The 18,592-nt window shown below is 54.3% G+C and carries 11 protein-coding genes; 8 read left to right on the forward strand and 3 right to left on the reverse strand.

Translation table 11 applies throughout. From position 1 onward, the window contains the following. The first annotated feature begins 45 nt into the window (after nt 1–45). Together EPN93_01215 and EPN93_01220 are read left to right on the forward strand one after the other, a co-directional pair. Nucleotides 46–711: an MBL fold metallo-hydrolase gene (locus EPN93_01215; GenBank protein ID TAL39592.1), complete on the forward strand. Its 666-nt coding sequence runs from the start codon at nt 46–48 to the stop codon at nt 709–711. An 11-nt stretch (nt 712–722) separates the two neighbouring features. Further along, entirely contained in the window at nt 723–1,103 is a 381-nt protein-coding gene (locus EPN93_01220; protein TAL39593.1) for a reactive intermediate/imine deaminase, read from the forward strand. 3 nt (nt 1,104–1,106) lie between these two features. Here the strand turns inward: EPN93_01220 and EPN93_01225 are convergent, their stop codons facing one another. After that, a complete protein-coding gene (locus EPN93_01225; GenBank protein TAL39594.1) occupies nt 1,107–2,453 on the reverse strand; it encodes a peptidase U34 in 1,347 nt (448 codons plus the stop codon). 370 nt (nt 2,454–2,823) lie between these two features. Here EPN93_01225 and EPN93_01230 point away from each other — a divergent pair, with 370 nt between their 5' ends. The 5 genes from EPN93_01230 (at nt 2,824) to EPN93_01250 (ending at nt 16,480) form a co-directional block, all read left to right on the forward strand. Then, nucleotides 2,824–5,589 (forward strand): hypothetical protein, encoded by a 2,766-nt coding sequence (locus EPN93_01230; GenBank protein ID TAL39595.1) that lies wholly within the window; start codon nt 2,824–2,826, stop codon nt 5,587–5,589. A gap of 1 nt (nt 5,590) precedes the next feature. Then, nucleotides 5,591–6,193, forward strand: a complete 603-nt coding sequence (locus tag EPN93_01235; protein ID TAL39596.1) for a DUF1318 domain-containing protein — start codon at nt 5,591–5,593, stop codon at nt 6,191–6,193. Beyond that, nucleotides 6,190–14,091, forward strand: a complete 7,902-nt coding sequence (locus EPN93_01240) for a hypothetical protein (protein ID TAL39597.1) — start codon at nt 6,190–6,192, stop codon at nt 14,089–14,091. Before EPN93_01235 ends, EPN93_01240 begins: the two co-directional genes overlap by 4 nt. Before the next feature lie 41 nt (nt 14,092–14,132). Further along, on the forward strand, nt 14,133–15,347 hold the full coding sequence (locus tag EPN93_01245; GenBank protein ID TAL39598.1) for a response regulator: 1,215 nt from the start codon (nt 14,133–14,135) through the stop codon (nt 15,345–15,347). Between the two features lie 62 nt (nt 15,348–15,409). Continuing rightward, nucleotides 15,410–16,480: a hypothetical protein gene (locus EPN93_01250; GenBank protein TAL39599.1), complete on the forward strand. Its 1,071-nt coding sequence runs from the start codon at nt 15,410–15,412 to the stop codon at nt 16,478–16,480. Between the two features lie 64 nt (nt 16,481–16,544). Here EPN93_01250 and EPN93_01255 read toward each other — a convergent pair whose 3' ends face one another. Further along, the gene (locus EPN93_01255) at nt 16,545–17,453 is read right to left on the reverse strand and encodes a patatin family protein (protein ID TAL39600.1); all 909 of its coding nucleotides are present in this window, start codon (nt 17,451–17,453) and stop codon (nt 16,545–16,547) included. 119 nt (nt 17,454–17,572) lie between these two features. On the opposite strand from EPN93_01255, the gene EPN93_01260 reads away from it, so the two are divergent. Further along, nucleotides 17,573–18,028, forward strand: a complete 456-nt coding sequence (locus EPN93_01260) for a hypothetical protein (protein TAL39601.1) — start codon at nt 17,573–17,575, stop codon at nt 18,026–18,028. On the opposite strand, the gene EPN93_01265 is transcribed toward EPN93_01260, so the two are convergent. Then, the coding region (locus EPN93_01265; GenBank protein TAL39602.1) for a hypothetical protein at nt 18,019–18,592 on the reverse strand (574 nt) is incomplete at its 5' end. The genes EPN93_01260 and EPN93_01265 overlap by 10 nt on opposite strands.

Here is an 18,592-nt window from a genome sequence, read left to right on the forward strand (position 1 = left end):
GCCGGCCGGTACCGGGATGGAATCCGCAGCAATGGTGGTGAACGCATGAAAATTGCCGAGGGCATTTACGCCTACATCTGGAAGGGCGTTTTCGAGAACAACTGCAACATGTATTATTTCGGCGAGCCCCTCAATATCCTGTTCGACCCGGGACTCGCGCGCCATCTCGACCTGCGCTTCGAGGCGATGCGCCAGGACGGTATCTCCCCCGACGACGTGCGGACGGTCGTAAGCACCCACTCACATCCGGATCACTTCGAGGGGTGCGAGTATTTCATGAAGAAGGGCCTGCCGGTCGGCATGCTGGTCGAGGAGATCGACTTTTTGAACGAGGTGGGGCCAGAATTTTTCGCGATGTTCGGGATGAAATTTCCTTCCTTCTCGTTTGATGTGCGCATGGAAGAGGGCGTGTGGAACGTGAACGGCGTAAATCTCGAAGTGTTCCAGACACCAGGTCACTCGCCCGGCTCCGCGTGCATATACTGGAAGGAGAAAAAAGCCCTCGTCTGCGGCGACCTCATTTTCAAGGAAAGCGTAGGGCGCGTCGATTTTCCGGGGGGCGATCCCGCGAAGCTGAAGGAAAGCATCGGCAGGATGGCGGGGCTCGACATCGAGTACCTGCTCCCCGGCCACATGGACATGGTCACGGGCGCGAAGTCCGTTGTGCGCAATTTCGAATTGATAAAGCAGTACATCTTCCCGCAGATATAAAGGAGAGTTCCATGAAAAAGATCATTACCTCGGTAACGGCGCCCCCGGCGATCGGGCCCTATTCGCAGGGCACGGAGGCGGGGGGTCTGATATTTCTGTCCGGCCAATTGGGGCTCGATCCCGCGAGCAAGGCGTTCGCCGGTTCCACGGCCGAGTCCCAGGCGGAACAGGCGCTCAAGAATATCGGCGCGGTGCTTGAAGCGGCCGGGGTTGGGTACGCCAACGTGGTGAAGGCCACCGTATTGCTCACCGATATCGCCGATTTCCCTTCGGTGAACGCCGTCTACGCGAAATACTTTTCCGCCGATTTCCCGGCGCGCTCGACCTACGCGGTAAAGGCGCTTCCCCTGGGGGCGCTGGTCGAGATAGAGGTCGTCGCGTACCGGGGTTAGGGCTCAGAGCGGGATTGCGGCCTTCCTTCCCTGGGAGGACCAGAAGTACCGGTAGCGGAGCGGTATCCCGCGATCGACGCCCGAGTTCGCAAGGCGCGCGGTCCATATCTCCCGCGCGACGTTTGCCTTGTCGAAACATTCCTTCGAAAATTTCATGAGCGCGTTTTTTCCCGCCGCGGTCGCCTTCCTGTGCTTCTTGTATGAAGGTCCTTCTTTTGAAATAAACTCAGCTTCGAGCGTGTCACGGTGCGGGGCTAATTCCCGGTGCCACGCGGAATAGCGCGACAGGGCCTGCCGGTGCAGGAGCTCGTGACGCCACCAGAGCACCCTGTTCGAGAAGGTCTTTCCGCACTCGCTGTCCAGGTACGCGATATCCCGGCCCGCAAGGTAATAGGGTACGAACGTGGAGGTGCAGGGACCTGAGGTCCCCGTCGCCCAGTAGACCGGCACGTCTTTTCTCAAATGCGCGACCATCGAAGAGGTGGACTGGCTTGCCCGCAGCGGCCCAAACGAGGCGTGCATGCACACCGTTCCCATTGACGTTTTATGGGGGGGACGTTGGAGGGGATCCGCACCGTGGTCACGCAGGAATCCCATCATGCGCGCGGGCGTGATGGCGCCCTCGTGCGCGGCGAGCATTTCGTGGGTGCGAGACTGCCGAATTTTACATTGGCTGAAATAGGTGATAAGCGTATCGGAGAAGGCGCGGCGAAAACTGAAATTTTCGTGCGGTTTGAGGTAACCCTTGCCGCGCGCATAATCTTCGAGCCCTTTGGACGAGAGATCGAAGTCTTCCTCGATCGTGATTCCGTTCGAAATGCTGCCGATCGTGCGTACCTTCTTCGCGACCCAGTGTCGTCCGGCCGTCTCGAGCACCCAGGCGGAGGTCTTGTCGGCGATGATGAACGAATTGTGGTAGAAGAGCTTGTGCTGATACCCGCAATTGCCTCCCTGTCCGTGTTCCGCGATGAGGTCGGTGATCAGGACGAGCGCGTCCTGGGCGGTCGAGGTCCGCTCGAGGGCGAGGCGCATCAGGTCCATCCCGGTGAGACCGGTCTTTGCGTAGGGCTCCCTGGTGAACACCGCCTCGTTACCGATAGCCACCCCCGACGCGTTGACGCCTATCTCGCATCCCCACATCCAGAAGGGACGGCTAATAAGCACCTCCTGGGTGATGCGCGCCTGCGGAATGGTGAGAAACGTGCAGCGGAGCGTTTCCCCCTTCGCAAACCGTGCCGCGGGAACGCGGTACAGGAGTTGGGCCTCGTTAGGTTCACGGTCGCTGTTTTTTGCGAGTATGACCGATCCGTCAAAAGTCGCCGCGCCCACGGCTACGATTGTATCACACATGGTTCACCTCTGTATTCCGCACGCGGAATTTCACACCCTCAATTATTGCGCGTGTGCAGTGTATTCCTTGCCGCGCGGGCGGGCAACTTTATTTTATTTGCAGTCCCAGGGCCTCGAATTCCCTCCATTTCGCACGCTTTAAATTTTTCTTGCGCTTGGGATTTTGTTATCTATAATCTAGGTTCCAAAATCAAGAAACAGGTGCCGCCCGATGAAAAAGAAGAAACCCTCCTCGGATGCCAGGGAAGGAAAGCGTTTAAAGAAACACGTCCCCCTAGTCAAGAGCGAAGAAGGGCTGCCGGCCGGGCCACGCCCTGCCGAATCGCGTGATTCCCGGCCTCGGACGGCCGCGTCAGCGGGAAGGCGCTCGATGAAAGCGCGGGTGGCCCTGATCGCGGCAAAGGTCCTCTTTATCTGGATTCCCCTGGTGCTGGTATGCCTGGTCACCATTGTCATGATCGGTCTTAAAATATATCTGACCCCCGACCGGGTGGAAAAGCTCATAGTCTCGAATTTCAACGAGATGTCGAACGGCGAGATTTCCCTCAACGTTAAAAGTTTCAGTCCTTACGGCGGTTTCGAGATCGACAATATCCTTATCCGCAACGGGGAGGAATTCAACAGGAGCACGTTCGTCGCGATTGAGAAACTTGTTCTCAAGTACGGCTTCTTTTCGCTGTTTGCGGGCAATGTGCATTTCGATGAAATCGGGATATATAAACCGCGCATCTACCTCGAGGAAAAAAACGGTGCCTGGAATGCCGCGCGCCTCATGAAGCCGTCCGAAAAGAAACCGGAACCCGAGAAAAAAGAGGAGAAAAAGAAGGAAGACGAAGGCCCCCCCAGCAAGGAGGTGAACCTGCCCATCTCGGTTGAATTCCTGTTTAAATTCATCCTGGACGATTTCAGGATGTATGTGAAGGGGGGCACGTTCAACGCCGCCGTCGAAGGTCTTACGTATACCATGGACATATGGGTTCCCCCGTTCAAGAAGATACCGAAATCCCTGGAAGCGGTTTCGCTCCTCGAGCGCATGAAGATCGTGCTCAATCCCGAGGAGGAGATGCAGGTTTCGTTTTATTCGCAGGACGCCGACGTGACGCCGCCGCTTATCCTGACCTGGAAGCTTCTCTTCAGCAAGACCGAGGCGAACAAGCCCGAGTTCAAAAGCCTCCTGAAATTCGGAACGTACCGTACGCCAGTGCGCTTCAAGCAGGCGCACCTTGCCCCCCTTAACTTCATGGTCTCGTACGATATTTTTTACGATCCCACGAGCGATTTCCTGCGGGTAAACAATTTTGGCGTCACGTTCCTGAATCGCCGCTGGCTCTTCCTGGCCGGGTCGGTCAAGGACGTGACGACCGCTCCCGTGGTCGACATAAAGATGGAGGAGAGCGCCATCGTCCTGGACGATCTCTACCCGTATTTTCTCGCGCTCACGCATGATTACGCGACAAGGTTCAGCGGCGTTATTTCCCTGTACCCGCTTTCAGTCAAGGGCACACCCGACAGGATGGACATCAACGGGGAGGTGAATTTCACCTACGTCTATTTCAAGAATCCCGCGGCCGAGGCTACTATCCCCCTTCTTAAACTGGGTTACGCGGTGAACAAGCTGAAAGACGATATGAAGATATCCTCCCGGCTCTCGATACCCTCGTTCATGTACACGCTGAACAAGAACAAATCCGGGGCGAACGGCCTCGACGTGGGGATCGACGTAATGGCGTACAGCGGCTTTCAGGCGATCGAAATCAATAATATTTCGATGCGGATGTACAACCCGCTGGACGGTACGAGCGCGCTCGATATGCGCATGACCGGCAACGTGAACCTGGCCGCCGGCACCTCCGGTGCGATCAGGATCCCGAAGTTCACGTTCATGAAAGAACCGCTCATGGCCATGTTGCCGAACAACATCAAGAAGAGCCTCAAGGGCCTGCCGTTTAAAAAGCCCGTCGACATGGCCCTGGACCTCCGTTTCGCCATGAACCAGGACGCGACGAACGCCCAACTCGGGATGCTTGTCCTGGTTCCGGATTTCGATGTAACTGATCTAAGAATAGACGCCGATATTGCGATGCGCAACCAGAACAAGTTCGCGGCCATAAACAGATTCACCATCACGAGTCCCGAGAAAAGCCTTACCGTCTCGGCAAACGGGTGGGTGGATATAAGCGCACCCCCCATGAAGGATTCGGACATCCGGCTGGCGATACGACTGGATGCCCCGCAGGAGAAACCGGTGTTCGGGCCGTGGAAATTGTCCGGAACTGCGCAGGTGAACGCGTTCGTCAAGGGCGACCTGAAAAGCGGAAAGGCCTTCGGCTCGGTGAAAATCGACAAGCTTTTCGTGAAGAACAATGAGGCAAAACTCACGGTAAACGACGTCAACATGGATTTTCCGTTCGAGTACTACTTCACGCCCCGCTACTCCGGAGAATCCAGGCTGCTTGTAGACAAGACGGATGTCATGGAAAGCGATTATTTCCAGGATAAGCCGAATTTCACGATTAGCTCGATCGCCGCGAAGCATCCGTCGCGCGAGCTTCCGTTTGAATACCTAAAGGATTTTTCAGCGAACATGACCTTTCGGGAAAACACCTTCCTTATCTCCAACCTCAAGGCATACGTGCTCGACGGCTCGCTGTACGGAAGGACGATCATGTTCAACCTGGCCGATATGAAGCCCGCGAACATGGAATATAAGCTGACACTCGAGATCACCAACGTGGACCTGGGCAAGCTCGACGAGTTCGACCCGGAGAAGAAGACGCGCGACGCGGAGCTGTCCCTGAACGCGAATTTCGCAGGGAAAGTTGGAAATATTAAAAAGGAGATACTTGCGCAGGGATCCATCAACATCTACAAAATCGGCGCAAGCTTCGCTAACAGGCTGATGAAGGGACTGAGCAGGGAAAAAGGGGAATCGAAGCTGGGGATCGCGCAATTCCCGGTCGATAATTCCATGTCGGTGAAGGGGTTCGATTTCAACCTGGGTACGGGACTGGTGTACACCACAGTGGCGTTTTCGCGGGGAGCGATAGGATATCTGTTCGGGGTGAAAGACGAGAAGGTCGAGTTCGATCGAATGCCGATCCAGGAATATATTCGCAAGGTTCGAGAGGAGAAGTGACATGAAAATGAATAAATGCTGCCTTATCATTCCGGTCGTTGTCGCGGCAATTGCGGCCGCGGGATGCTCGAGCATGCCCAGTTGCCTGGAGATTTCCCCCCCGGACATACATCTCACCGGTGAAAAAACCGTCATAGAGCGCCAGATCGTGGGCGAATACCGCGAGCTTGAGAAGGACGCCTGGATAGTCTCCTCCGTGAGAACCAGCATCACTAAAACGAAGGGAACACCCATGGCGACCGCGGGTGGAGACGAAGAATTATTCAAGGCGCTTAAAATCCGGGAATTCAACGAGGAAAAACTCAGGATATTCAAGGACGAAGGGGCGGTTGGCGAAACGAACGCGGGTGTCGCGGCGTACATCCCCACGCAGAAGTACGAAGGCAACCAGGGCTTGAAAAACGCCCTCATGAAGGTGCTGGAGGACGAAAACAGGGCGCGGGCGTCCATTTTCGAGCGCAGCCTTGCAAAATCCGGGACCGAGAAGCCGGCGCCCGACCAGGTGGCCGCTTTTGCGAAGAAGTTCGCGGAAGAGCAATACGCCCTCGCGAAAAAGAACGACTGGATACAGGATAAAATCGGTCAGTGGGTGAAGAAGAGATGAATACACTCGGGAAATTATTCGGCATCCTTGCGGCGCTGGGAACGGCGGCCCTGCTGTCCTGTGACGATCGCGGAAAGAAGGAAGTGTCATTCGAGTATAAGAGCATCCTGGAACAGGAATTCCAGGACACGGGAAGAAGCATCCCACTCACCTTCGAGCAATCAATCGACATTGACGGCCTGTTTACCGGTGATGGCCTTTATTTCTTCTACGCATCGGACCGCGAATCCGGGAATTTCGATATTTACCTGCGCTCCCTTACCGGTATCACCACGGTAAGACTGACAAACCATCCCTCCAAGGATACCATGCCGGCGGTTTCGCCGGATGGCAAATATCTCGCGTTCGTCTCCACGCGGGAGGATCCCGAGGGAGATATTTACGTCGCCAGGGTGAAATCGAAAAAGCTGATCGAGGAGGCGGAGGCCTCGGTGTCCGATATCCCCGCACTTGACGAAAAAGCGAAAAATCTCACCCAGTTTCAGGATCCGCAGTCAAAAACCATTAAGATCATCAAGGATACGACGCCCGCCTGGTCACCCGACAACAAGCTCATCGCATTTTGCTCGAACAGGGACGGGCGGGAGAATGTCTGGGTGATGAAGCGCAACGGCGGCGATTTAAGGCAGATAACGAAGGACGGCGGCACGAGCCCCCGATTCTCCGAAGACGGGAAGCTCCTCGTATTCATTACGTATCGGGACGCGGGGAACAAGGGCGACATCTACACCTATAATTTCGAAAGCGGCGAAGAGAAGCGCGTCATAGGCACGCCCGCGATCGAGCTTTCACCCTGTTTCATGCGGACGAACGACGAGATCGTGTTTGCCCGTATAGACCGGGATACGAACGGCGACGGGACGATTAATCTAAAAGACGATTCTGCCATCGTTTATAAAAACCTTGCAAGCGGGCTCGAATTCCCCCTTACCCTCCAATCGCGCTCCTCGTTCGATCCGAAGTGGAGTGCGGCACTGAACGGGGTCATCGTCTACTCGGACCAGACCGGCCAGAATATCAACGTAAATATCATTCCCGACACGGGGGTGATTCCGAAAAAAGAAACCGCCGGCAGCCAATACGAACTTGCAGACCGCTATCTTGTCGAATTCGAGGATGTAGAGCGCTACCTGATGTGCCTCGATAACGTGTACAATTATTTCGGCAACCAGACGGATGTCGATTCCCAGGTGTTCACCGCGAAGGCACTGGCGTCCGCGGCCCTGAAATACGCGGAGACCGGAAACGGGGCAAGGGCTCAGCGTGCGCTCCAGATTCTTGCCGCCTATTCGACCGACAGGAGCGATTACCGGAACATCACCGCGCGATGCGCGGCGGAAAAAATGAACGGCCGGGGGGGCGCCGATATTCTCACGGCGGGGCTCGGGGACGTTTCGGCGGACAAAACCAGGGAAGCCTACGTACCCTACCTGATGGAGGACTTGGCGGATGAATATGCGCGGGCCGGCAGGTACGGTGATTCGACCCTCCTCCTCCAGAGAATCATCGCAGACTACGGAAATTATTCCAGGCTGGCCAACGTGCATTACAAGAATGGCGTCGCCACCTACGCGCGGCTGGAAGACGAGCTCGCGCCCTCATATGTAGAGGTATTGAAGTCGAACAAGGGCCTGCTCGTAAACGATACGATCGTCAACCTGCTCTCGGTCTTCGATGGCGAGCGTAATGCCGCACGAAGGATCACAATCGCGACGGCCATGCTCGAAAAATACAAGGACGTACGGCTTTTATCGGGGATGCTGCGATTTGTGATCGGGAAAAGCCTCGCCGAAACGGGGGATAAATCGGCGAAAGCCACCCTGCTTGACGCGTTAAAATCCTCCGAAAAAACGGACCTCGTATATTACCGGATAAATCTCCTTATGTCCGATATTTCCGAGAAGGAAAAAGATATCGAGGAATTCGAGGAATATCTGACCGAGGCGATTACCAGTTATGACCTGCAATGGCGCCAGAAGGACATCCGCGACGTGGTGCAGCGCCTGGTCGATTATTATGAAGACAAGGGCGAGAAGGCGGAATACGACAGGAAATACAAGCGCGCCGCCTCGATTTATGGACGTTATGTGAAATTAATGAGCGCCCTGCAGTCGAAGAGAAAATTCATGGATATCGTGGGGCAGTACGGCGCGCGCGCCCACGTATTGTATATCGACGCCTATGCCCTTTGGAAGGGGAACAAGGTGGCCCCCCTGACCGAGCTCGTGGAAAAGTATTCGGGAAAGGGACTGCAGCGTGCCCGGCGCAATTTCGACAAGGCGTACCTGTACGGGCTCGGGTATCTCTACACGCGTCTCGCCGTCGCCGCCGAAAAAAAGGCGAAGGATTCCGTCTTGGGGACGATCAGTTTCACCAACGAAGCGGTCGACCAGTTGTTAAGCAATTTCAAGCTGGCCATAGGGCACCTGGACTGGGCGCTCTTCATTGACGATTCGTATATCGACGCGTACCTGTTGAAGGGATGGATCTACCAGTACGTGGACCTGCGCAGGTCGGAGGGCCGGAAGGAAACCGAGGGCGCCAACGAGAAGCTCTTCGAGGACTTTTTCCCCAAGTACTTGTGGGAAAAAAACATCACTATCTACGAGCGCGCGCTTGTCGCGAACAGGGAATCGGATAACCCCGAGCAGGAGGGAAACCTGCACCTCAACAGCGCAAACACCTATTTCCTTCTTAATAATTTTCCGGCCGCGCTTCAGCATTATCTGCTCGTGAATAAATACAAGACCGCGTTTCAATCCAAAATCGAAGAGGCTCTTTTCCATTATCACTTCAGTTACAGCTATTGGCAGGATTCGCAATATGGAAAGGCTCGCGAGGAGATGAACAAGGCCTTCAATATTTACCAGGCGCTCGCGACGGGTAAAAATTTTAAAAAATATAAAAAACAGATACTCACGATGTATCACTACTTCGCCCTTCTGGGACGAATCGAAAATAAATATGCGGACGCCATTAACTGGTACCAGGCGATATTGAGCTTTGCGGGCCGGACAAAGATGAAAATCGACAAGGCGCGCTACGTACAGGAGATCGCGTACTGCTACGGGGAACTGGGTGACACCGCGAAAGCGCTGCAATATCTTGGGAAATCGCGCGCATTGCTGAAAAAATACAAGGACGATGAAAAGACCTACAAGCTGCGCTGGAAGGTATTGGGACTTGGACCGATCAGCTTTTACAACCTGGGGCCGGACGTCGCGGTGATAGGCGTGGGCGGGAACAGGATATACAAGAAGCTGGACACATTCGAGAAGAAGATTTTGAATTTCTCCATGCAGGAGGAGATTTTCTTCGAGCGGGGAGATTATAAAAAATCGATAGGCGTGTTGAAGAATAAACTTAAGCAGCTGGAGGATCGGTCCAATAAGATAGACCGGGAAACAAGGATCAAAACCCTTAACAATATCGGCTATGGATACTTCAAGCTGCGCAATTACAAGGCGGCGCTCAAATATTTCAAAGAAGCCTGGGATTACGCCGCCGGCGACGATGTGTATGACCTGGAGGGTATTTTCGAGTCGATAATCAACATTGCGAACCTCAATGCGTTTTTAATCGATGAAAGCCCTGACACCCTCAAGAATCCCGTAAAAGAAATAGACAAGCTCGTTGGACGCATCACCGACTACAAGGACGGATATGAGGAGATGCGGTTCAAGCAGGAATACGCGCTGCTGAAGGAAGACGCCAAACTGCGCAAAAAGAAGCTTGCCCCGGAGCAGGTTACGGAGCTCAGGGAGAGGATTAAGGAAGAGGCGACATCAATTTACTATACGATCGACATCGCGATAGGGGTGCTTACCTTCTACAAGGCGGAGATTATTTATAACGCCGAACCTCCGAAACTCAAGGGTGGAAGCGCGGAAGACAGGGCCTACGGCTATTATGCCGGCAACAGGGACCTCTTCGACCTTTATGCCGCTGCGCTGGCCAGGTTCAATGACGCGATCTCCCAGGCGGAAAAGGACGTTTCGAAGAAGACCATGGTTAAGCTCCTCCTGAACGCGAGTGCGTGCCAGCAGAAAATGGGAATGATGGACCTCGCGTATGAATCGCTGACCGCCGCGGAAAACGCCGCGAAGGCCGGGGGCCATACGGACCTGGAATGGGTCGTGTATCATGAAACGGCGCGATTTTTATCCGTGTATGGTGAATCCGTCGAGGGCAAGGACGCGGCAGGAAGGGCCGGGGAATACTTTAGAAGCGCAATCGGAATTATCGAAGAAACGCCCCCGCTGTATTCATCATACTTCAACCGGATAAAGCGCCTGTATGACGAGTATGGCGAGCTTCTTCTGAAATCCGGAAACCGAAATACGGCGCTGATAATTTCCGAGAAAAAATATGAGACGCTTCGGACGGTAATGATATCCCTGGCAGCTCCCCAATTCCGAAGTGCAAAGGATACCGAATATTTTACCGCGTACATGGAAAAAGTATACCTGATCGATGGGCTCGCAAAGCAGATATCGGTATTGCTCGAGGCCGGTGAACAGCCTGGAACCGGGAAATTGAAGCCCCTGGAAGACGGCCTCGCAATGCAGAAAAGGGACCTGGGTGTCTTCAAGGCGCAGCTCGCCATCCTCAATCCCCTGCTCTCATCCATGCTTTTCGGCACGGGAGGCTCCCTGGTGGTACCTGAGGGGGCTGTTGTTTACAAGATAGGCACGGCAGGCGGCAAGGCCATCGCGTGGAGGGTGACCGGGGGTCGCACGGAATTCAAGGAATTGGACGGGGCCCTGGACGATATACCGGCAATCGCGGGCGCGCTCAAGCAGTTTATGTCCGCGCCGGAAAACCGATTCGTGGTGCTGGACGCGCACTCATATTCGCTTCATACTGCTCTAGGTGAATCGGGTATCCCCTTTACCTACATACCCTGCATCGAACGCTCCCGGTACTTCATGGATGGACCAAGGGGATCATTCACCAGCGCGTTTTACACTACGAAGGGCTTGAAAAAGCGATTGGCCGCCGGCGAGAATACAAAGGAGATTCTCGTTACGGAGGGAGACCCTGGCGAGAATTCTCTCGCGCGATTTTCAATAGTGGTTGATGATGACTATACGGAAAATGGCCTCGATCCTGAACGGCTTTTCAAGGAAAAGCTGGGGGCCGCCCTGCTGATCAAGGACCTGGAAGAACTGGCTCCCGATGACATGAATTATTTCACCGAGGCGTCACTCTACGCGGGAACGCGCTCCCTAATATTCTGCAGCAGGGCTAAACCCAAGGGGTTGAATCTTATCATTCAGCAGGCCGCGCTTTCGACATTTGATTCGGTGGCACAAGCATCCGCGTTACAGGACTATAAGCCGCTGTGCGTGGGATTCCGGGGTGTGGATAAGGCGGAACGGGATAAGTCCTCGGCCGTTGCAAAAAATGCAGCGTATGATAATTATCAGGCGGCGTTTGCGGCGGGTAATTATAAGGAAGCGATGACCGATCTCCAAAACTGGCGGGATCTCAATGGTGATGATCCCGAAGTGGCGATAAAGGCATCATTGCTAAGGGCGGAAGTTGAACTCGCACGCGAGCGCGGCGTCGATGCGCTCGTTCTGGCGGAATCCGCAATGAAGGAATCCGAAAATAAATTCCCGGAGCTTTATCTCAGGGCAGCGGGGACCAGGCTTTATTGCCTGATACGAGAGGGTAATCCGGTCGCGGCAGCGGAAATCCTGGCGTTGCAGAAAACCTCGGTTTTCGCCGAGAGCTTAGATTATTTCATGTACGCGGGAATTCTCGCGCTCATTGAAGGTGATTCCAAGACAGGCTTTGAGCTCATTGCGCGGGGGAAAGAAGCTAAATCATCGTACATGTCTTCCCTGCGGCTTGGCGTGCTTGTCATGGAATACCTGTCGCTTCTCGGGTATGAGGATGCCGCTAAAAAAATAGCCGCGGATTTAACGCCCGATTTTAAACTTTCGCAGCGGGAAATTTGCAAGATTCTTCTAATGAACGGAACGGAAAATCCGGCCCTGACTGATCGCCGGAGCGGAAGCGTTCTTTCTCTCAGGAAGGAGGGCTCCATAAACGCTCTTAAATCCGGGGCCCTGCTCTTGTTCGAAGAAAACGGCGAATATGATATGTTGTCCCCGTTCGCCGCGACAGTCGCAATTGACCGCATGGTGAAGGCGAGGGAATACGGTGCAATCGACGAGGTCGCCGATGGGTTGGATATTGATGACATGGCGCAGGGCGCTTTCTGGATTGATGCCGCGCAGCTTGCATTCCGGGTGTGCGGTTTTTACGAACGCCGGCAGGGATTTGAAGATGCGCTGGAAGCCCTTACGAAGTCCGAAACGGCCTTCAAGTCCCGTGAAATTGCACCTTTGAAAAGAAGATACTTTTACGAACTTGCCTCGTTGCTTTCAAAGTTAGCGCAGCACAAGGAATCTTATGCGGCGGCCCAGAAAGGAGTCCCGTACCTGAGCGCGAAGGATTCCTCGGCATTCGCCGAATATCAATTGCTCCTTATGGATGAAGAGATATGGCTTGGAAAATATTCCGCGGCCGAGGAGCGGGCAGCTGCACTGGATCCGGAATTGCCCGATGAGTACAGCTACGTCAAGGAACTGTTGCGTGCAAAAATGCTTCACGCGACGATAGCAGCCGAAAAGGCGCCGTCGGATGATGAATGGAGACTGCTGGAAACCAGGATATCGGGCGCGTTTTCGATCCTTGACAGATCCGCCCGGACACTGCACAAATTCAACAGGATTGAGCTGGTCCGGGAGAACCTGGATTTCCTGATATCGAGGAAAATGGATCAGGCGGATCACGCCGCTGCTTTATTGTACGCCGAAATCAAGAAACAGCTGGAAGCCCGGTCCGCGTTTTTCTCCCTGGCCGATTCCGCGGACATCCCTTCCGGGGTTCGGGACGAATTCAAGGCGCTCACAGACAGGGCGACGGGAAGCGTTCGTTTTACGGAATTGTTGAGGGAGCGCCCCATCCTGCATATCACGGCACTCGCGGGTATGATCCCTTTGGAGCAGTTCCAGCGTTCGATCCCCATAAACACCGTCGTATTCTATATGCTGCGCAACGGTTCCGATATACTCGTATGGGCGATTTCGGGAACTTCGGTCGAAGGCATGCGCCTGCGCGGCGGATATGATCGCGCGGCGAAAATTTCCGAAAACTATAAGGCTGACCTGTCCTCATTCAACAATGTGGTGGGGGTTTCCAAGGAGCTGGTGGAGTTGTTCAAGCCGCTTGAATCTTATATAAATGACAAGCCGGTATTGGTTTTTGTAACCGATACGGACCTGGAGGAAATACCTTTCGAGGTGCTGGGCGATAATGACGTACTGGAGACCGCACATACGGTCGCATTCCTGTCGTCTATCATGTCCGGTGTGCGCGTATATGCGCCCGCGGATAATGTCGGGCAGTATGTTGATGCTGAACGTAAATCCGTGTACCAGGAACTGGAACTGGTGGCGCTGGGACAGGGAGGGATACGCAAAAAGGCGGACAATTCACCTGCTACGGGCTTAGGCCACCTGCTTCCGCGGATCGTTCACGATCCCGAATCAGGGGACATGCTGATCGAGGCAAAATCCCTCCAGGGAGCGCTGAAGGGATATGGGGCGCTCTATCTGCCCTCGGCGGATTTTTTGGGGAACATCGGTTGCGCCGAATTCGCGCTGTACGCTTCCCTGCAGGGGATTCGTACCGTGTTCATCAACGACGCGGAAATCCATGATGTAAACGGGGCCATTTTCGTGAGTGAATTTTACGGAAGACTGGCCATGGGTGCCGATAATAGAATAGCCTTCAGCGAAGCGAAGCGCTCCCTGCGCTCCCGGGTGAAATACCGGTACCCGGCATATTGGGCGGGAATGAGGGTATATATCAATTCGCTCTGAGAGGCGTATGCACTGCCGCTGGGTAAGGAGATGCTTCCTGAATGAATAATATCGGCGATAGGAAATTCCATATTGCGATCATCGATGATGATAAATCGGTGAATTTCCTCATCAACCGGATTCTCGAGGATGAGTACGCCGTATCGAGCTACCTGAGCGCGGAGGACGCGCTGGGCGCCATAGAGTTGAGCGCGGTGGACGTGGTGATCACCGATGTGAATCTTCCCGGCATGGACGGCCTTGAGCTCCTGCGGCATATCCAGGAAAAGGATGACAATATCCCGGTGATACTCATCACCGGTTATACGGATATCGATACCGCGATATCGGCGCTCAAGAGCGGCGCTTTCGATTTCATCCTCAAGCCGTTCAATACCGACCAGATACTGATCTCCGTTCAGAAAGCCCTTGAGAGCCGCAGGCTTGTCGTCGAGAACCGCACCCTGCTCAAGGAGCTTACGATAAAGAACAGCGAGCTCGAGAAACTCAACCTCCAGATACAAACCCGCAACGTCGAAATCGAAAACGAGCTCGACATGGCGAGCAACCTTCAACAGTGTATTTTCCCCGTTACCTACCCGGAGATCGGGAAGTTCAGGTTCTCGGTCAAGTTCAAGCCCGTGGAGAAAATAAGCGGCGATTTCTTCGACTTCATGGTGTACGACGAAAACCATTTTTCATTTATTCTCGCCGACGTATCCGGCCATGGCCTGCCCGCGGCGTTGTATTCGGCCATGGTGAAAATGGCGATCACCTCGGTGGAGGAGCAAAACCTGAATCCCGCGGCGTTCATGGACGGGGTAAACCGGTTCCTTATCAATGCGCAGAAAAAAATGAGTTACAACTACGTGACCATATTCTATGGTTCGTTCGACCTGGACACGAAGAGGCTTCGCTACTGTAATGCGGGCATTCCTGCGCCGGTCATATTGAAATCGAGCGGCGATATCGTCATGCTTGACCCTAACGGCCCGTTTGTCGGAATTTTCGACACATCGATCTACATGGACGCGGAGGTCGCCATCGACACGGGCGATAAAATTCTTTTTTACACCGATGGCGTGTTCGAGTGTACTAATAAGGATGATAAGATCATGGGGCAGAAGATACTGTTCGAGTTGATAAAGAAGGTACAACAGTACGCAATGTCCGAAATCGTGACGTCACTTTTTGGCGAGGTGGAGAAGTTTTGCGGGGAGAACCGGTATAACGATGACATCACCCTGGTCGGGATGAGCTATTCCGATTTTCCTTAGGCATTCATTTATTGTATATTGAGTTGAGGGTGTTTACCGGCTTACCGGTGGAGGAGGCTTACATGAAATATGTGCATGACAATAGTATCTGGAAGGGATTCAGGGCGCTGGTGGTTGGACTTATCGTCCTGGCGGCATGTCCCGCGATGGCGTTAGAGGTTTCATTCCTGATAGGAGAGGTTTCGGTCCTGCGTGAGGGCGTATCGGTCCCCGCGAGCCTTTCCATGCCGTTGAATCCGGGCGACATGATCGTGACCGGCGCAGATGGACTGGTGACCCTGCATTATGCGGACGGGAGCGAGGTCAAGATTTCGGAGGGCACGACCCTCAGGGTAGGAAGCGCCGCCACGAAGGATGCCGATTCGATCTCGGTGATTTCGGGGTCGGTACTGACCGCCTTCCAGAAAATCTCGAAGGACGCCGAAGACCGGAAGGTATATACGCCCACCACGGTATGCGCCGTACGCGGCACGAAGTTCGCGGTCACGGTGAGCAAGGGGGCGGATTCCCGCGTTGACCTGAGCGAGGGTAAACTCGATGTTCACAATCCATACGGAAAGGTAGAAGTGAATCCCGACGAGGACGTAGAGGTGGGCGTGGGGGAGGAACCGGAAAAACAGGATCTCAAGGGCTCGACCAGGGACTGGAAAGCGGGCCGGGACCAGGAGTTCAGCAAGGATCCCAAGGAAAAGAGTTCCAAATTCAGGAAGTACGTAGGAACCCTGGGTGACAGGAGCGCGAAATCCTCCGACAATGCGGGCAAACTCAATTCAGGGATGGGGAAAGCCGGCAAGAGCAAGGCGGAACTCGAAAAAACGGGCGCTGAGATCGGCGAACTCGAGGAGAATATTAAAGACGACATGATGCTGAGCGACAACGCCACCTCGTCGATCGACGGGATCCTGAAGGATTTTCAGAGCCGGAAGGACGATATCTATTCGAATTTCCTGAAGGTCAAGGAGGAGTCGAACAAGGTGCGCGAGCAGCAGAAGAAGAACTATGAATCGATCATGGCGGTCAAGCAGGCTTACAAGAAGGCCTATGACGAGATAATGGGCACCCACAAGGGCATGGTCGATAAGATCAAAGGCGGAATGAACAAGGATTCGGTGAAGCCTCCCATTGAAAAGTAGGAACGAGGAAGAATAGAGTGAAAAAGCCCGCAATCGACGCGGGCTTTTTTTAATGGATGGCCCGTTATCGCATCAGGGAATGATAGTATTCCCTGCCCGTGGATATCCCCTGTCCGAATCCCTCGAGAATCTTTTTAGGATCGCGGGTGAGCCTGTCGACGCGAAATCCTTCAGGCGGGTATAGTACGTCGATTCCCGTAAACCTGTTCTCCAGGTCGTCCAGGAGCTTGTTGTAATGGATGAAGCGGTTCTCGATGGCCTCGATGAGAAAGCGAAATTCCCTGTTTCTGTAATACGACTCATAGAGCGCCCTGATCCATACCGATTCCTCTTTTTTTCTGTACCCGCGGACGCGGGTCAGCACGACCAGGATCTCGGATTCGCGAAAACCCATTTCGAGGGCCTTTAAATACGGGATCGGGTCCAGTAGTCCGCCGTCCAGGAAACGGTGATTTTTGTATTCGACGAATCCCCTGTACAGGAAGGGAATAGCGGCGGTCGCCTTGAGCGCGATTATGGGATCGTCCTTCCTGGAATCAAGATAAAGGGTTCGCGGTACATTGTCCGGCCTGCAGTCGGTCGCGGTTATGAGCACGGGGCAGGATTTTCCGAGTGCCTTCCGGTCAAGCGGTTCGCTTCCCTGTACTATCGTTTCGATCATCCAATCGAGGTTGAGCACGTGCCGGTTCTGCCTGAGAATATTGGTAAGCGTGATGAATTTTCCGGAAAGGAGCTCGCTGAAGAACGCGTCGCGGGCGATGTGTATCTGCCCCGCGGCATACGCCGCCCCGGTAAGCGCGCCCGCGGATGAGCCTATGATCAGCTTCCAGGGGAAAAAGCGCCTGTCGGTAAATGCCTGGAGCACCCCGGTGAGGAATATCCCGCGCATTCCCCCTCCCTCCAGGATGAGCACCTTTTTCCGACTTCTGAAATAGGGCGTGCCGGTTAAGCGATTAATAAATTTTCTGAACATGGTGCCCCCGGATAAAATCGAATTGAATAATATTCAGGTATGCATTATGGTTTATCAAACACGCTAGTCAAGCGTTCCGGAGCCTGGGGTTTCGCCGCCTGTGGCCGGGGGAGGTCGGGATGAAACTTGTTCTCATTCAACATGCCGAAGCGGTATCGGAGGACATCGACCCCCGGCGGCCGCTTTCCGAAGCGGGGAGGAAACAGGCCGCGCGCATGGAAAGCTTTCTTTCAAGGCTCGGCCTGGGGCCTTGCAGGCTCTACCACAGCGGAAAGCTCCGCGCCGCGCAAACGGCCGAGTATGCGGTGCGCGCGGCGGGCGTTGCCTCGGCTGCGGTTTACGATTGTATCGGCCCCAACGACCAAATTTCGCCCTGTATCGGGCTGATCTCCCCGGTTGAGGACGACATCATAATCGTGGGCCACATGCCGTTTCTCGGCAAGCTCGCCTCGTTCCTTCTTGCGTCAGATGAAAAGCTTCCGATCATCGACTTTTCCAACGGTTCGCCCTGCATTCTGGAAAGGATCGGGAGCCGATACACCCTTCACGCATACGTGCGCAACGATTATTGCTGAGCGCCTTCCTTCTTTTTCAGGAGGCCCGCATAGAAGAGGATGAGGATGCCTATGCCGGCCCACGCAAAGGTCCTTAACCGGCGGATGATCCCCACGGTGAGCCCTATCGCCGGATCGTAACCCAGGAACTTCAAGGCGAGCGAATAGGAGCCCTCGCTGGTGCCCAGGTTGGCAGGCATGAAGAATACGATGCTGGTCAACAGCATGCTGAACAGGTAGAGAAACATGGAATGCACCAGGGTGATGTCCTTGCCCGCGAAGATGATAATGAGATAAATTTCCAGGCTGGACGCGGCCAGGCCCGACGCGTAGTGTATGAAAAGCGACAGGTAGAATTTCCTGATGTTTTCCGCGCTGCTGAAAATGAATCCGATCTCGTAGTCGAGCGCCCGCACCTTTTCCCATCGGCCTTCGTTCATGAATCGATCGACCCATTTCCGGGGAACTTTTCCCAGGATGAACTGGGTGAAACCGTCTCGCTGCTTTTTTAGAAGATACACGAGGCTGGCGAGAATGGCGATGAATGCCGCAAACACCAGCGAGGTTACATAGATCGGGATATTG

It is taken from the genome of Spirochaetota bacterium, from assembly GCA_004297825.1.
GTDB lineage: Bacteria > Spirochaetota > UBA4802 > UBA4802 > UBA5368 > FW300-bin19.

Excerpts from the sequence above, each read along its gene's own strand:
- EPN93_01250 (TAL39599.1), top strand. The coding sequence starts at position 15,410 with ATGAAATATGTGCATGACAATAGTATCTGGAAGGGATTCAGGGCGCTG.
- EPN93_01255 (TAL39600.1), bottom strand. The coding sequence starts at position 17,453 with ATGTTCAGAAAATTTATTAATCGCTTAACCGGCACGCCCTATTTCAGA.
- EPN93_01230 (TAL39595.1), top strand. The coding sequence starts at position 2,824 with ATGAAAGCGCGGGTGGCCCTGATCGCGGCAAAGGTCCTCTTTATCTGG.
- EPN93_01215 (TAL39592.1), top strand. The coding sequence starts at position 46 with ATGAAAATTGCCGAGGGCATTTACGCCTACATCTGGAAGGGCGTTTTC.
- EPN93_01245 (TAL39598.1), top strand. The coding sequence starts at position 14,133 with ATGAATAATATCGGCGATAGGAAATTCCATATTGCGATCATCGATGAT.
- EPN93_01240 (TAL39597.1), top strand. The coding sequence starts at position 6,190 with ATGAATACACTCGGGAAATTATTCGGCATCCTTGCGGCGCTGGGAACG.
- EPN93_01225 (TAL39594.1), bottom strand. The coding sequence starts at position 2,453 with ATGTGTGATACAATCGTAGCCGTGGGCGCGGCGACTTTTGACGGATCG.
- EPN93_01260 (TAL39601.1), top strand. The coding sequence starts at position 17,573 with ATGAAACTTGTTCTCATTCAACATGCCGAAGCGGTATCGGAGGACATC.
- EPN93_01235 (TAL39596.1), top strand. The coding sequence starts at position 5,591 with ATGAAAATGAATAAATGCTGCCTTATCATTCCGGTCGTTGTCGCGGCA.
- EPN93_01220 (TAL39593.1), top strand. The coding sequence starts at position 723 with ATGAAAAAGATCATTACCTCGGTAACGGCGCCCCCGGCGATCGGGCCC.